Here is a 15,815-nt window from a genome sequence, read left to right on the forward strand (position 1 = left end):
TCATGGCCGGCGACCGGCCGTGCTGCGGGACCCGGTTGCCCACGAAAATGTCAGGCGATCCTGCGGCGCAGCGGGGTTTTCATGTTGGGCAATCGGTGATACTGAGTTGGTCCGATCTTGTTCTGCCCACTCTCGTCCCAACGCCGGCGCCTGCCCACCGTCCTGATGAAGAACGACGAAATCCTCAGTCAAATCTCGGACTTCTGCCGGGACTCCGACATGGCGGAGACGACGTTCGGCCGCCGTGCGGTCAACGACGGCAAGCTGGTGCACCGGCTGCGCGAGGGCAAGCGCATCACCATCGACACCCTCGACCGCATCAACGCCTTCATCGCGGCGTCGACGCCGGGCGGGGTGCCGCCGCCGCGCGGCCTCGTGGTGCCGCCGGAGAAGCGCGACCCCAGGGGCAATTTCCGCTTCTTCGAGAACCGCCAGCGCTATCTGCTCTTCGTCCACACCTGCAGCGAGAAGCGGGTGGTTGCCGATCGGGTCGCGCTGGAATTGTCGGCAATCCAGCCGCGGCCGCCGGCGCTCCGGGTGTTCGACGCCGGCATGGGCGACGGAACCGTGCTGGCGCGCGTGCTGCGCGCCATGCATGGCCGCTTCCCGCATATGCCGTTCTATGTCGCTGGCAAGGAACTGAGCGTCGAGGACATCCGCCTGACGCTGGACAAGGTGCCGGACCGCCTGGTCGAGCATCCGGCGACGGTGTTCGTGTTCACCAACATGTATTACGCCGAGGCGCCCTGGCTGACGCCGCGGGCAAACGCGGCCGCCGCCAGCATGATCTGGCATGAGGTGCCGCTGCGTGGGACCGCCTCGGGCGAATTCGAGACCCAGATCGCCGAACTTGCCCCATTTCTCGAGCAGAACTGGCGCGCCAACGTCAGCCCACGAACCGCCATGCCCATCTATGAGCGGCCGGTTGCCCTGGTGCTGTACCGGGACGACCACCGGTTCCTGCTCGATTCCATCATCCCGCGGGCCGGCCGCACCGAGGCCAATTTCGATCTTGTGATCGCCTCGCAGCCCTACCGGGCGAAATCCTCGGTGAATTTCCGTGCCAAGCGCATCATCGCGCCGCTCGCGCGCGCCCTGCGCGCCGGCGGCCGCCTGATCGGCATTCACTCCTACGGGCACGATCCGGGATTGGAAATCATCCAGTCGGTGTGGCCCGGAGAAAATCCTTTCGCCGTCAGCCGTCATGAGATACTGCGCGCCGTGAAATACGAGCTGGGCGCGGCCGGGCGCGATCTCAACTTCAACGCCTACGCCGACAATCGTTCGATCTTCCGTTATGATATGGAAGCGCTGCCCAATGAGGTGACGGGCACGATCGGGACGTCGACCGCCTTTGCAGCGTGGAACGCGGCGGTGTATGTCGCCCAGATCGAGGATGACCGGTTGACCGATATGGCCGAAAGCGCGCGGACACTCGAGGCCACGCGCGACGTTCTCCGCAAACACAACGGGCTTTGGTTCTACGACGAATCCTACGTCATCTCGCGGCGACGCGAGTGACATTCCAGGGACACATTCACCAACGAAACGTCAAAGTACGACGAAACAAGGGGTTTGCTTGATGCGCGCGTCATATCTGTTCACCAGCGAGTCGGTCTCCGAAGGACATCCCGACAAGGTCTGCGACCGTATCTCCGACGAGATCGTTGACCTGTTCTACCGGGAAGGGCCGAAAGCCGGCATCGATCCGTGGGCCATCCGCGCCGCCTGCGAGACGCTTGCGACCACCAACAAGGTGGTGATCGCCGGCGAGACCCGCGGGCCCGCTTCGGTCACCAACGAGCAGATCGAGAACGTCGTGCGCGGCGCGATCAAGGACATCGGCTACGAGCAGGACGGCTTCCACTGGAAGACCTGCGATATCGAGATCCTGCTGCATCCGCAGTCGGCCGACATCGCGCAGGGCGTCGACGCGCTGCAGCCCGGCGAGGTCAAGGAAGAGGGTGCCGGCGACCAGGGCATCATGTTCGGCTACGCCACCAACGAGACGCCGGACCTGATGCCGGCGCCGATCTTCTACGCCCACAAGATCCTGCGCCTGATCTCCGAGGCGCGCCATTCCGGCCGTGAGAAGGTGCTGGGCCCGGACTCCAAGAGCCAGGTCACCGTGCAGTACGAGAACGGCAAGCCGGTCGGCGTCCGTGAGATCGTGGTCTCGCACCAGCATCTGGTCGAGGATCTCTCGTCGAACCAGATCCGCGACATCGTCGAGCCCTATGTGCGCGAGGCGCTGCCGAAGGAGTGGATCAACGGCAAGACGATCTGGCACATCAACCCGACCGGCAAATTCTTCATCGGCGGTCCGGACGGCGACTCCGGCCTCACCGGCCGCAAGATCATCGTCGACACCTATGGCGGCGCCGCGCCGCATGGCGGTGGCGCGTTCTCCGGCAAGGACCCGACCAAGGTCGACCGCTCCGCGGCCTATGCCGCGCGCTATGTCGCCAAGAACATCGTCGCTGCCGGTCTCGCCGACCGCTGCACGCTGCAGCTCGCCTACGCGATCGGCGTGGCGCGTCCGCTCTCGATCTACATCGACACCCACGGCACCGGTAAAGTGCCGGAGGATCAGCTCGAGCAGGCGGCGGCCAAGGCGATGGATCTGACGCCGCGCGGCATCCGCACCCATCTCGACCTCAACCGCCCGATCTACGCCCGGACCTCGGCCTACGGTCATTTCGGCCGCACGCCGGACAATGAGGGTGGTTTCTCCTGGGAGAAGACCGATCTCGTCGAGCCGCTGAAGCGCGCGCTCTGATCCACTTACCTCGCCCCGCTTGCGGGGAGAGGTCGCCGCGAAGCGGCGGGTGAGGGGGACTCTCCGCGAGTTCGTTGCGCGGATAGAGCCTCTCACCCCAACCCTCTCCCCGCGGCAGGCGGGGCGAGGGAGAGGGCCGCGCCGCAGGGCGTTCGGCCTGCTTCGTTACTGACACGCCGATTGACCGATTTAGGAAACAGACATGAACGCCCCCACCAAGCCCGTCTTCACCGACTACATCGTCAAGGACATTTCGCTCGCCGATTTCGGCCGCAAGGAAATCTCGCTGGCCGAGACCGAGATGCCCGGCCTGATCGCCACCCGCGAGGAGTACGGCCCCAAGCAGCCGCTGAAGGGCGCGCGCATCGCCGGCTCGCTGCACATGACGATCCAGACCGCGGTGCTGGTCGAGACGCTGGCCGCGCTCGGCGCCGACATCCGCTGGGTCTCCTGCAACATCTACTCGACCCAGGACCACGCCGCGGCCGCGATCGCCGCCGCCGGCATCCCGGTGTTCGCCGTCAAGGGCGAGACGCTGACCGAGTACTGGGACTACACCGCAAAACTGTTCGACTGGCACGGCGGCGGCACGCCGAACATGATCCTCGATGACGGCGGCGACGCCACCATGCTGGTGCATGCCGGCTACCGCGCCGAGCAGGGCGATACCGCCTTCCTCGACAAGCCGACCTCGGAGGAAGAGGAAATCTTCTACGCGCTGGTCAAGCGCCTCTTGAAGGAGAAGCCGAAGGGCTGGTTCGCCGAGATCGCCAAGAACATCAAGGGCGTTTCGGAAGAGACCACCACCGGCGTGCATCGTCTGTACGAGATGGCCAACAAAGGCACGCTGTTGTTCCCGGCGATCAACGTCAACGACAGCGTCACCAAGTCGAAGTTCGACAACCTCTATGGCTGCCGCGAGTCGCTGGTCGACGGCATCCGCCGCGGCACCGACGTGATGCTGTCGGGCAAGGTCGCGATGGTCGCCGGCTTCGGCGACGTCGGCAAGGGCTCGGCCGCCTCGCTGCGCCAGGCCGGCTGCCGCGTCATGGTCTCCGAGGTCGATCCGATCTGCGCGCTGCAGGCGGCGATGGAAGGCTATGAGGTCGTGACCATGGAAGACGCGGCGCCGCGCGCCGACATCTTCGTCACCGCCACCGGCAACAAGGACATCATCACCATCGAGCACATGCGCGCGATGAAGGATCGCGCCATCGTCTGCAACATCGGTCACTTCGACAACGAGATCCAGATTGCATCGCTGCGCAATCTGAAGTGGACCAACATCAAGCCGCAGGTCGACGAGATCGAATTCCCGGACAAGCACCGCATCATCCTGCTGTCGGAGGGGCGCCTGGTGAATCTCGGCAATGCGATGGGCCATCCGTCCTTCGTGATGTCGGCCTCGTTCACCAACCAGACGCTGGCGCAGATCGAGCTGTTCGCCAACAACAAGGGCGGCAAGTACGAGAAGAAGGTCTACGTGCTGCCGAAGACGCTGGACGAGAAGGTCGCCCGCCTGCACCTCGCCAAGATCGGCGTCAAGCTGACCGAACTGCGCAAGGACCAGGCCGACTACATCGGCGTCAAGCAGGAAGGCCCCTACAAGAGCGATCACTACCGCTACTGATCTGTCGCGGTTGCGATGAGTGAAGTGAAAGGCCCCGGATCGCCCGGGGCCTTTTGCTTGAGATGCATCGTCGCGCTATCAAACCCGTCATTCCCGCGCAAAGGCTTCGCCTTTGTCGCTGGAGGTGCGAGCTCTTGCGAGCCTCGAAGGATGGACGGCCACCAGCCGGGCCGATTCATCCTTCGAGGCTCGCCCTGCAGCGCAATTGCGCTGCAAGGCTCGCACCTCAGGATGACGGTGACAGTTTGATTCAACCGTCAAACAGCTCGTTCGGTGTCATCCACCCGCGCAGGCGGGTGATCCAGTATTCCAGAGACGCCGGTGATTGAGCCGAGAGGCCGCGGCGTACTGGATCGCCCGGTCCATGTGCGCAATTGCGCACAGGCCGGGCGATGACAGTGGTGGGTGGGAACGCAGTCCGTAGCGAAAACCCATCATCTCACCGCGGATGCAAATCGATGGGTTTCGCTACGCTCTACCGATCCTGCGGGTGTTCGGTCGTTATCTGCTTTCAGGCCGCGGCTCCTGCACCGTGCCGTGGCCGAGCTGCCGCGAAATCTCGCCGGCGCAACCCCGCAGCGCGGCCGCGATCGCGCTGTCCCAGCCGACGTCGAAGGTGCCCTCGGGGCCCATCGCGGTGATGACCAGCGCGACGTGGCCGGCGTGATCGAACACCGGCGCGGCGAATGCGTTGACGCCCGGCAGCGGATCGCCGATGGCGCGCGCCAGGCCCCGGCTGCGGACCTCGGCAAGCATCTCCGTGGTCTTCGCGCTGGCAGGTGCGCGCTTCGGATTGTAGCCGACGCCGAGCCGGTCGAGGCCGCTGTCGAGCGCGGTCTTGACCGCGTTCGGCGGCATGAAGGCGGCGAAGGCGCGGCCGGTCGCGGTCTCCAGCAGCGCCACCACCGATCCGACGCGCATCGCGATGTGCACGGGGTGGCTCGGCTCCTCGAGCCGCACCACGGTCGGCCCGTGGGTGCCCCAGACCGACAGCGACACCGCGTGATTGATGCCGTCGGCGAGGCTGGCGATCCGCGGCGTCGCGATCCGCACCGCGGAGAGCCGGCGCAGGCTGATCAGGCCGAGCTCGAGCGCCAGCGCGCCGATCTCGTAACGGCCGGTGGTCTCGTCCTGTTCGATCAGGCCGATGCGGGAAAAGCTCACCAGGTAGGGATGCGCCTTGGCCGGCGGCATGCCCGCCTCGCGCGCGAGGTCGCGCAGCATCATCGGTTCGCCGCTGCGGGCGAGCGCGCGGAGCAATTCGCCGCCGACCTCGATCGACTGTATGCCGCGGCTTTCTCTGGTCATGTGGCCGTCATGGAATCTTGCCAGCTCTCCGACAACGTCCTTATACGGCGAGAAACCCTCCGTCGACCGGCATGGTCACGCCGTTCACATAGGATGCAAGCTCGGACGCCAGGAACACCACCGGCCCGACCAACTCCTCCGGCTGCCCGACGCGGCCGAGCGGGGTGCGCCCGATGAAGCCGGCAAGCCGGGCAGGGTCGTTGCGGGTCGCTTCGGTCATCGCGGTTGCGATCACGCCGGGGGCAATCGCATTGACGCGAATGCCGTCGGCGGCAAGCTCGCGGGCGAGCGCCTGGGTCAACAGCTTCACGCCGCCCTTCGACGGCGCATAGCCGAGCGTATCGGCGACGCCGACAAAGGAGGCGACCGAGCCGAGATTGATGATGGCACCGCGCGTCTCGCGCAGCGCCGGCAGATAGGCGTGGGTGACGTTGAACGTTCCGGTCAGGTTGACGTCGAGCACCCGTCGCCAGTTGTCTTGCGCGCGCGGCGAGTCGATGCCTTCACGGATGATGATGCCGGCATTGTTGACCAGGATCGCGATCGGCCCGATCTCGCGCGCCGTTCGTTGCGCGAGGGCGTGACATGCTTCGGCATCGCTGACGTCGAGTTCGAACGGCCAGGCGGCGCGGCCGCGCTCGCGGATATCGCCCGCGGTTCGCTCGGCGCCGGCAAGGTCGATGTCGGTCACCACGACGTCGGCGCCATGCGCGGCAAGTCCAACGGCGATGGCACGGCCGTTGCCGTGCGCGGCGCCGGTCACCAGCGCGCGCTTGCCGGCGAGCAGGGTGGCCATCGTGCTCATGCCGCGCTTCTTTCCTGCGCCGCGCCGGCGAGGTGCTTGCCCGCGATATAGCCGAAGGTCAGCGCCGGCCCGAGCGTGATGCCGGCGCCGGGATAGTTGCCGCCCATGATGCTCGCCATATCGTTGCCGGCGGCATAGAGGCCCTGGATCGGGTGGCCGTCGGCGTCGAGCGCGCGGGCATTGGCGTCGGTCCGGATGCCGGCATAGGTGCCGAGGTCGCCGATCACCATCTTGATGGCGTAGAACGGTCCATGCTGGATCGGCGCGACACACGGGTTGGGCCCGTGCAGCGCGTCGCCCTGGTAGCGGTTGTAGGCGCGCGAGCCCTTGCCGAAGGCGGGATCGCGGCCCTCTGCCGCGGTGGTGTTGAATTCGGCGACGGTGGCCTCGAGCGCCTTGGCGTCGATGCCGGTCTGCGCCGCGAGCTCCGCGAGCGTCGCGCCGCGCTTGAGATAGCCGGTCTTCAGATGATGGCCGAGTGGCATCGGCCGCGGCGGCACGCAGCCGAGACCGTAATTGCGCAGGGTCTGGTGATCGCAGACGAGATACGCCGCGATCTCCTCGCCGGGCTTTGCGGCCTTCATCATCTCCTGCACGAAGTCGTGGTAGGAGTTGCCTTCATTGGCAAAGCGCTTGCCGTCGCGCATCACCGCGATCACGCCGGGTTTGGCACGATCGATGAAATGCGGCATCACGCCCTTGGAGCCGTCCTTGCGTGTGGTGACGGAGACCGGCACCCAGGCCGCCGCGTTCGGCAGCGCGTCCTCGACCCGGCCGCCGGCGGATTCCGCCAGGCGCAAGCCGTCGCCGGTGTTGCCGGTCGGACCCGGCGAGTAATGCTCTTTCCCGGTCGGCGCATGCGGAAACATCTTCTGCCGCCGTGCGACGTCATGCGGAAAGCCGCCGCAAGCCAGCACGACGCCGCGCCTGGCGTTGACGCGAATGGTGCGGCCCTCGCGCACGACCACCGCGCCGCGCACGACGCCGTTGTCGACGATCAACTCGCGTACCGGTGAGGACAGCCAGAGCGGGATCTTGAGGTCGAAGGCGGATTTCGCCAGCCGGCCGGCGAGCGCGTTGCCGTTGGTCAGCGTCATGCCGCGGCCGTTGCGCGCCACGTCCATGGCGTGCCGCGACAGCCGCTTGGCGACATAGAACGCCGAGGGCAGCGACTTGGTGGCGCGCATGAAATGGATGATCTCCTTGCCGGAGCCGAGCATCATGCCGAACACGGTGAGCTCGGGCAGCGGGCTGCCGAGGTCCTTGATGGCATCGCCGAGCTCATGGCCGTCGAACGGCCGCGTCACCATCGAGCGGCCGCCCTGCGCGCCGCCGGGCGCCTCGGCATGATAGTCCGGGAAGGTCAGCGGCATGTCGAAGCGCACCGCGGTATTGGACGTGAAGAAGTCGACCGCTTTCGGGCCTTCGGTCAGGAACGCATCGACGCGGGCGGCATCAAAACTGTTGCCGGCCTCGTGGCGCAGATAGGTCTTGGCCTGATCGGGACTCTCCTGAATGCCCCAGGCCTTCGCCAGCGAGGTGCCGGGAATCCACAGCCAGCCGCCGGAGCGGGCGGTGGTGCCGCCGAACTTCGGCTCCTTCTCGACCACCAGAACCTTGAGGCCGTGATGGCCGGCGGTGACCGCCGCCGACAGCCCGGCACAGCCGGAGCCGACGACCAGCGCATCGCATTCATAGGTCTCTTCGTTGGCCACGCGATCGATCCTAATGCTTCAGGAGCGGGCATTTCGACTCGGAGACCGGACGATAGGCGTCCTCGCCCTTCACGGTCTTGACGATGTCGAGATAGTCCCACGGCTCCTTGGATTCCGACGGCTTCTTCACCTTCGCAAGATACATGTCGCGGATGACGCGGCCATCCTCGCGCAGTTTGCCGCCGTGCACAAAAGTGTCCTCGATCGGCAGCTCGCGCATCTTGGCCATCACCGCTTTCGGATCGTCGGTGCCGGCGGCCTTGATCGCCTTGAGATAATGCAGCACCGAGCCGTAGACGCCGGAATGGATCATGGTCGGCATCACATTGGCGCGGGCGAGGAATTTTTTCGACCACGCCCGCGTCTTGTCGTCCATGTTCCAGTAGGACGCCGTCGTCATGTAGGTGCCTTGCGCCGCGTTGAGCCCGATCGCATGCACGTCGGTATCGAACATCAGGAGGCCGACCAGCTTCTGGCCGCCCTGCACGAGGCCGAACTCGCCGGACTGCTTGATCGCATTGTCGGTGTCCTGGCCGGCATTGGCGAAGGCGACCACGTCGGCCTTCGAGCTCTGCGCCTGCAGCGCAAAGGAGGAGAAGTCGGCGGTGTTGGTCGGATGGCGGACATTGCCGAGCACCTTGCCGCCCATCTCGTTGATGAAGCGCGTGGCGTCCTTCTCGAGCTGCTGGCCGAAGGCATAGTCCGCGGTGACGAAGAACCAGGATTTGCCGCCCTCGTTGATCACGGCCGAGGCCGTCACCTTGGACAGCGCGTAGGTGTCGTAGGCGAAATGCACCGTGTTGGGGCTGCACAATTCATCGGTCAGCGAGCTCGCGCCGGGGCCGGACAGCAGTGCGATCTTGTTGCGCTCGCGCACCATGTTGTGCACGGCGATCGCGATGCCGGAGTTCGGAATGTCGACCACCGCATCGACCTTGCCGTTGTCGAACCAGCCGCGCACGATCTGCACGCCGACATCGGTCTTCATCTGGTGATCGGCCGAGATGATCTCGATCGGCTTGCCGAGCACGGTGAAGCCGAACTCCTCGACCGCCATCTTGGCGGCCTCGACCGATCCCGGACCGGAATTGTCGCGGCCCCAGCTCGACAGGTCGGTCAGCACGCCAATGCGCACGACGTCGTCGGATACCTGGGCGTGGGCGGCCGTCGTCATCGCCGCAATCATGGCTGCCGCCAAAACCTGTCTCATCGTTCCTCCTCTTGATGTCCGCGTTCTCGGGCGGGTCACCGCCTGATTAGTAATTATCTAATCGATTTGTCAATGGCGAATGATGCGGGGAGGTCACAAGGCGGAAGCTCGAATGGCGCAACCCTTCACTTTCAGTGAGCGAATGCTTACAAAGCCATTCGCGATGGTCCTCGGCAGGGCTTCCGGCCTTAGTGCTGGAATATCCGGCGGCGGAGCCAAGCAGCGACGAAACAAGGGGAATTTTCGCGGACGGCGCCGCCTCTGCCGATGCCGAGCCACCCGTCGAGGGATCTGTGCTTGCGCTAGGCGGTGTGTGGCGGGCGTCGAGGGGCCGCGATCATAGATCGATCATGTTGAGACAGCTCTTCGCGCCGCAGCTCGTCATTCTCTACGTGCTGGTGGCTTCCACGCTCTACGTTCACTTCCGCGGCAAGCAACGGCTGCGCTTCGCGCGCCAGCTCGGCGACCACTCGACCTACCTCGCACCCTACAACGTGCTGATGTATGCCGGCTCCGCGGTGCCCAACACGCCGGTGATCCCGGTCGAGCAGTTTCCCGAGCTGAAGAAGCTTTCGGACAATTGGGAGACGATCCGCGACGAGGCCACGCGCCTGTTCGACGAAGGCTTCATCCGCGCCGCCGCCAAGAACAACGACTGGGGCTTCTATTCCTTCTTCAAGAGCGGATGGAAGCGCTTCTATCTGAAATGGTACGACGACTTTCTGCCGTCGGCGCGCACGCTGTGCCCGAAGACGGTCGAGCTCTTGAACTCGATCCCGAACGTGCATGGCGCGATGTTCGCGATGCTGCCGCCCGGCGGCAAGTTAGGGGCGCATCGCGATCCCTTCGCAGGCTCCTTGCGCTATCACCTCGGCCTGGTGACGCCGAACTCGAACCAGTGCCGGATTCTCGTCGACGGCGTCGAGTGCGTCTGGCGCGACGGCGAGGCCTTCATGTTCGACGAGACCTTCATCCACAGCGCCGAGAACAAGACCGACGTCAACCGCATCATCCTGTTCTGCGACGTCGAGCGCCCGATGAAATACGGCTTCATGACCCGGATGAACCGCTGGGTCAGCCACAACATCGTCAAGGCGTCGGCGACCCAGAACGTCGACGGCGAGCATGTCGGCGCGCTCAACAAGGTGTTCGGCAAGCTCTACGAGGTCCACCTCGCCAGCCGCAAGGTCAAGGAGTGGAACCGCAACGTCTACTACACGCTGAAATATTCGGCGACCGCGCTGATCCTCGGCCTCATCGTGATATCGGCGATCAGGTGATATCGCCAGTCGGGATTGCTGCGGTCGAATTTGCGGGTCGCGAGGCGTAACCGCTGAAAGTCAGTCGCGCTCGAAGACCTTGGCGCCCGGGTAGACTCGCCTTGCGTAGGCGACAACCCACTCGCGGTCCTGAGTCTCCAGGAACGGCGTTCGGATCTGGCACGATCCGACGATGAGGTGCCAAAGGCCATTGAGCTTCTGAATGTTGACGATCATGTGAGCGTTCCTCGAAGAAACCCGCATACAGCAACCACTTCGGTCTCGTCTTACGATTCACTCCCTAGGCTGTGATTCTGATCACAAATCGGAACACAACTCACAACGCGCCCGCTATAGAACGAGGATTCGTTAGTCGCGCCTCCGTAGAGCGAGGTTCTGAGCCGTTGTGCATCCGTCAGGAGCAGTTGCGAGTATAGGAATCGCGCTCAATGGCTCAATTATACGAGCGTAAGCGTGAGAGCATGAAAAGGGATCGGGGAGATCATACCAAGGTATGGTGATCTCTGTCCGAAGGTGTAGCGTTTTCAGCGCGCGGGCGCCGGACGCATTGTCCGGGGCTTTTACTTTGTCAATCGACTTCAATTTTACCGACCGCGTGCCTTCGCGCTCCGATCCGTCGCACCGAGGTGCTACAGTTCCGGTCCGGCATTCTGCATTGAGGGGACCTTGTCATGTCCGAGACGTCTGGAGCTTCCATCACCACCGCGCTGAGCGCTTATGAGCTGCTCGCCGATCCGCAGCTCAACAAGGGCACGGCGTTCTCGGAGGCCGAGCGCGATGCGTTCGATCTGCACGGCCTGCTGCCGCCCAGCGTGCTGACCTTGGACGAGCAGGTGTCGCGCCGCCTGCAGGCGCTGCGCGGCTACGAGACCGATCTCGAGCGCTACGCCTTCCTGCGCGAGCTGCAGGACACCAACGAGACGCTGTTCTATGCGCTGCTGGTCGGCAATCTGGAGGAGCTGCTGCCGATCGTCTACACGCCGACGGTCGGGGCCGGCTGCCAGCATTTCAGCCGCCTGTTCCGCAAGCCGCGCGGCCTGTTTCTGAGCATCCCGCACCAGGCGCGGATCGATCGCATCCTCGCCCATCCGCGCTTCGACGCGGTCGAGGCGATCGTCGTCACCGACGGCGAGCGCATCCTCGGCCTCGGCGACCAGGGCGCCGGCGGCATGGGCATCCCGATCGGAAAACTCTCGCTCTACACCGGCTGCGGCGGGCTGCATCCGGCGACCACGCTGCCGATCCTGCTCGACGTCGGCACCGACAATCCGGACTGCCTGGCCGATCCGCTCTATATCGGCTGGCGCAACGAGCGCGTCCGCGGCCAGGAGTATGACGACTTCATCGAGGCGTTCGTCTCCGCGGTGGTGAAGCGCTGGCCGCGCGTGCTGCTGCAGTGGGAGGATTTTGCCAAGAACAACGCGACACGCATGCTGGATCGCTATCGCGACCGGCTCTGCACCTTCAACGACGACGTTCAGGGCACCGCGGCGGTGGCGACCGGCACCTTGCTGTCGGCCATCAACGTCACCGGCGTGCCGCTGACCGAGCAGCGCGTCGCCGTGCTCGGCGCCGGCTCGGCCGGCTGCGGCATCGCCGGCCTGATCCGCGCCGCGATGCGCGACGCCGGCCTGTCGGAGAGCGAGGCGGCGACCCGCTTCTTCATGGTCGACCGTGACGGGCTTTTGGTCGAAGGCATGAGCGGGCTGGCGCCGTTCCAAATGCCGTTCCTGCAGAACAAGGCGGCGATCGCGAACTGGAAGCTCGACCATCCCGACCGCGTTGCGCTGCTCGACGTGGTGCGCAACGCAAAGCCCACCGTGCTGATCGGCGTCTCCGGCCAGGCCGGCGCGTTCTCCGAGCCGGTGGTGCGTGCGATGGCCGAAGCCAACCAGCGGCCGGTGATCTTCCCGCTGTCGAACCCGACCTCGCGCGCCGAGGCGACGCCGGTCGACATCGAGGCCTGGACCGAGGGGCGGGCGCTGATCGGCGTCGGCAGCCCGTTCCCGCCGATCACCCGTGACGGCGTCCGCTTCAAGGTCGACCAGACCAACAACTCCTACATCTTCCCGGGCGTCGGCCTCGGCGCGCTCGCGGTCGGCGCCGCCCGCGTCACCGACGGGATGTTCATGGCCGCGGCCAAGGCGCTGGCGAGCTCCTCGCCGGCGCGCAACAACCCGAAGCACAATCTGCTGCCGCCCGTCAGCGCGCTGCGCGACGTCGCGCTGACGGTCGCGCTTGCCGTGGCGCTGCAGGCGCACAAGGAAGGGCAGGTCAAGGATATCCCGCTCGACCAGATCGAAGCGCGCATCCGCGCCAAGATGTGGACGCCGCGCTACGCGCCGTATCAGCGCGCGAAGGGCTAAGGGCGTTGCCGCGATGAGGCGGTCGCGCGCCGGTGATCGCGCGTGATGAAATAAACCGGCGCGCAGGTCGTATCTGGTCATAGGAGCCGGGTTTGCTCGGCTCTCTCATCGTCGGGAGAAAACCATGACCAAATCGATCTTCATCGCGGCCGCGCTGATCGCAGCAGCCGTCTTCGCGACCGATGCCTCTGCCGCCACCCGCAACGCCGCCGCATCGCGCCAAGCCCACGCGCAGGCAACGACCGGCAGCTTCGCCGGCGACTGCGTGCGCGCGCCGAATGTCGGCGCCTACGCCACGGCGCCGTATGCGGCGCCGCCCTGCCTGCCCGGCACGGCCCACTGATCACAGCAAAAGGCCCCGGACGCGATGTCCGGGGCCGCTTGTTGAACGTCGATGCGTAGCCCTGATGCAGCCAACGGGTCGCGCAAACGCGCGCCCGATGACAGGCTCCGCGCAATCCGGGACAGTGCGACGGGGTGAAGCGTTCCCGGATTTCGCTTCGCTTCATCCGGGCTACGCGTGGGCCGCGCTGAGCTACTCCGGCTCGCCGATCGAAACCTTCAGCGTGCCGACACCGTCGACGCCGCATTCGAGCTTGTCGCCGACCTGCAGCTGCGACACGCCGGCCGGCGTGCCGGTCATGATGATGTCGCCGGCGGCGAGCTTCACCTGCTGCGAGAGCTGCCAGATGATTTCCGGCACGTTCCAGATCAATTCGGTGAGGTCGCCCTTCTGGGTTTCCTTGCCGTTGACGGTGAGCCAGATCTTGCCCGCGGTCGGGTGGCCGATCTTGGACGCCGGCTGGATCGCCGAGCAGGGCGCCGAATAGTCGAACGATTTGCCGATCTCCCAGGGTCGCTCCTTCTTGCGCGAAGCGAGCTGCAGGTCGCGGCGGGTCAGGTCGATGCCGACCGCGTAGCCGTAGACGTGATCGAGTGCCTTCTCGGCCGGGATGTTCAGCCCGCCGCTCTTCATCGCCACGATCAGCTCGACCTCGTGATGCAGGTCCTTGGTCAGCGGCGGATACGGAATCGTCGCGCCATCGGCCACCAGCATGTCGGCATGCTTGGCAAAGAAGAACGGCGGCGCGCGCTCGTCATTGCCCATCTCCCTGATATGCTCGAGATAGTTGCGGCCGACACACCAGATGCGGCGGACCGGGTAGACGCCGGTTTCGCCGACGACGGGAAGCGAAGGCTGGGGCGGAAGCGGGATGACGGTGGAGGCAGCGTTCATGAAGGGGTCCCGGAAGGTTGCAGGAGGGAGCGCGGACCGTATTTACAGGGCGGCGGCGTCCCGGGCTAGGGGCTGCGGCCACGCGGGGCGCAGATGTGAGGCCTCCTTTCGGATGAGCCCGGCCGCGACCTGCCGGCGGAAACGGCGCAGTCGATGAGGAAATGGCTCCTGATCGGCCTCGCCGTGGTCGCCGCGGTCCTGGTCGCCGGCGGCGCGACGGTCTTCGCCTTCGGCCCGGAAAAGATCGACCGGGCCCAGAACAAGGTCCAGCGCGTCGCGATCGACATCACGCCGGCGGCGCAGGCGCTGCAGGCGACGCTCGACGTCGCCGACATGCACGCCGATAGCCTGTTGTGGAAGCGCGATCTGATCGCGCGCTCCGACCGCGGCCACATCGACCTGCCGCGCCTGCTCGAAGGACGCTACGCGCTGCAGGTGTTCTCGTCGGTGACCAAGTCGCCGAAGGGACAGAACTACGATTCCAATCCGTCCGACACCGACACGATCACCAACCTTGCCATCGTCAACCAGCAGCCGCCGCGGACGTGGTCCTCGCTGCTGCAGCGCTCGCTATGGCATGCGGAGAAATTGCACGGCTTTGCCGCGGAGTCCGGCGGGCGGCTGCGCGTGGTTACGACAGCCGCCGACATCGACCGCCTGCTGGCCGACCGCAAGGGCGGCGCATCCGTGGTCGGCGGCATGCTGTCGATCGAGGGGCTGCACAATCTCGAGGGCAATATCGACAATCTCGACTTGCTCTATGCCGCGGGCTTTCGGATGGCCGGGCTGACGCATTTCTTCGACAACGAGATCGGCGGCTCGATGCACGGCACGGCGAAAAGCGGGCTGACGCCGCTCGGCCGGCAGGTGGTGCAACGGATGGAAGCCAAGGGCATGATCGTCGACATCGCGCATGCCAGCCACGAAGCGGTCGCCGACGTGCTGGCGATGGCGACGCGTCCGGTGGTCTCCAGCCATGGCGGCGTGCAGGCGACCTGCAAGGTCAACCGCAATCTCACCGATGACGAGGTCAAGGGCGTGGCGCGCACCGGCGGCGTGATCGGGATCGGGTTCTGGCAGGGCGCGGTCTGCTCGCTCGAGCCGAAAAGCGTCGCGCGCGCGATCGCCCATGTCCGCGATCTCGTCGGCATCGACCATGTCGGGCTCGGCTCCGATTTCGACGGCTCGACCACCACAGGATTTGATGCAAGCGAGATCGTCGCCGTGACCCAGGCGCTGCTGACCGCTGGTTTCTCCGAAGAGGACATCCGCAAGGTGATGGGCGGCAACGTCCTGCGCGTGCTGCGCGCAGGACTGGTTCCGAAGGGGTGAGGCTTTGTTAATTGGGTGGCTGCCGCGGTCGAGTTACCTCTCCCCGGCGGGGAGAGGTCGGATTGCGAAGCAATCCGGGTGAGGGGTCTTGCTCTCCCGATCGAGCGTAACCCCTCACCCGATTTGCTGCGCAAATCGACCTCTCCCAAGAGA

General features: G+C 65.6%; 13 protein-coding genes. 7 read left to right on the top strand and 6 right to left on the bottom strand.

Going from position 1 to position 15,815, the window contains the following annotated elements:
* Positions 1-165 precede the first annotated feature (165 nt).
* The 3 genes from CI41S_RS33315 to ahcY all read left to right on the top strand — a co-directional run bounded on the left by CI41S_RS33315 (position 166) and on the right by ahcY (position 4,409).
* On the top strand, positions 166-1,521 hold the full coding sequence (locus tag CI41S_RS33315) for a hypothetical protein (RefSeq protein ID WP_139485140.1): 1,356 nt from the start codon (positions 166-168) through the stop codon (positions 1,519-1,521).
* A gap of 61 nt (positions 1,522-1,582) precedes the next feature.
* Positions 1,583-2,779, top strand: coding sequence for a methionine adenosyltransferase (gene metK, locus CI41S_RS33320; RefSeq protein WP_139485141.1), 1,197 nt, complete (start codon positions 1,583-1,585; stop codon positions 2,777-2,779).
* Between the two features lie 202 nt (positions 2,780-2,981).
* Entirely contained in the window at positions 2,982-4,409 is a 1,428-nt protein-coding gene (ahcY, locus tag CI41S_RS33325; RefSeq protein ID WP_139863289.1) for an adenosylhomocysteinase, read from the top strand.
* A gap of 501 nt (positions 4,410-4,910) precedes the next feature.
* Here ahcY and CI41S_RS33330 read toward each other — a convergent pair.
* From CI41S_RS33330 to CI41S_RS33345, 4 genes are read right to left on the bottom strand one after another with little or no spacing between them, the layout of a single operon-like run.
* The gene (locus tag CI41S_RS33330) at positions 4,911-5,717 is read right to left on the bottom strand and encodes an IclR family transcriptional regulator (protein ID WP_139863290.1); all 807 of its coding nucleotides are present in this window, start codon (positions 5,715-5,717) and stop codon (positions 4,911-4,913) included.
* Between the two features lie 40 nt (positions 5,718-5,757).
* A complete protein-coding gene (locus CI41S_RS33335; RefSeq protein ID WP_139485144.1) occupies positions 5,758-6,522 on the bottom strand; it encodes an SDR family NAD(P)-dependent oxidoreductase in 765 nt (254 codons plus the stop codon).
* Positions 6,519-8,237, bottom strand: a complete 1,719-nt coding sequence (locus CI41S_RS33340) for an FAD-dependent oxidoreductase (RefSeq protein WP_172628285.1) — start codon at positions 8,235-8,237, stop codon at positions 6,519-6,521. The genes CI41S_RS33335 and CI41S_RS33340 overlap by 4 nt, the downstream gene beginning before the upstream one ends.
* Positions 8,238-8,247: 10 nt before the next feature.
* Positions 8,248-9,447, bottom strand: coding sequence for an ABC transporter substrate-binding protein (locus tag CI41S_RS33345; protein WP_139863292.1), 1,200 nt, complete (start codon positions 9,445-9,447; stop codon positions 8,248-8,250).
* Between the two features lie 350 nt (positions 9,448-9,797).
* Here CI41S_RS33345 and CI41S_RS33350 point away from each other — a divergent pair, with 350 nt between their 5' ends.
* On the top strand, positions 9,798-10,727 hold the full coding sequence (locus CI41S_RS33350; protein WP_139863293.1) for an aspartyl/asparaginyl beta-hydroxylase domain-containing protein: 930 nt from the start codon (positions 9,798-9,800) through the stop codon (positions 10,725-10,727).
* A gap of 60 nt (positions 10,728-10,787) precedes the next feature.
* Here the strand turns inward: CI41S_RS33350 and CI41S_RS43855 are convergent, their stop codons facing one another.
* Positions 10,788-10,943, bottom strand: coding sequence for a hypothetical protein (locus tag CI41S_RS43855; protein WP_172628286.1), 156 nt, complete (start codon positions 10,941-10,943; stop codon positions 10,788-10,790).
* Positions 10,944-11,398: 455 nt separating this feature from the next.
* On the opposite strand from CI41S_RS43855, the gene CI41S_RS33355 reads away from it, so the two are divergent.
* Positions 11,399-13,093, top strand: coding sequence for an NAD-dependent malic enzyme (locus CI41S_RS33355; protein WP_139863294.1), 1,695 nt, complete (start codon positions 11,399-11,401; stop codon positions 13,091-13,093).
* A gap of 124 nt (positions 13,094-13,217) precedes the next feature.
* Complete coding sequence (locus tag CI41S_RS33360) at positions 13,218-13,436, top strand: hypothetical protein (protein ID WP_139863295.1); 219 nt, start codon at positions 13,218-13,220, stop codon at positions 13,434-13,436.
* Positions 13,437-13,628: 192 nt separating this feature from the next.
* Here the strand turns inward: CI41S_RS33360 and CI41S_RS33365 are convergent, their stop codons facing one another.
* Complete coding sequence (locus CI41S_RS33365) at positions 13,629-14,330, bottom strand: fumarylacetoacetate hydrolase family protein (protein WP_139485150.1); 702 nt, start codon at positions 14,328-14,330, stop codon at positions 13,629-13,631.
* Positions 14,331-14,483: 153 nt separating this feature from the next.
* Here CI41S_RS33365 and CI41S_RS33370 point away from each other — a divergent pair, with 153 nt between their 5' ends.
* Positions 14,484-15,662, top strand: coding sequence for a dipeptidase (locus tag CI41S_RS33370; RefSeq protein WP_139863296.1), 1,179 nt, complete (start codon positions 14,484-14,486; stop codon positions 15,660-15,662).
* The last annotated feature ends 153 nt before the right edge of the window (positions 15,663-15,815 follow it).

The organism is Bradyrhizobium ivorense, assembly GCF_900696085.1.
In the GTDB taxonomy this organism is placed as follows: domain Bacteria; phylum Pseudomonadota; class Alphaproteobacteria; order Rhizobiales; family Xanthobacteraceae; genus Bradyrhizobium; species Bradyrhizobium ivorense.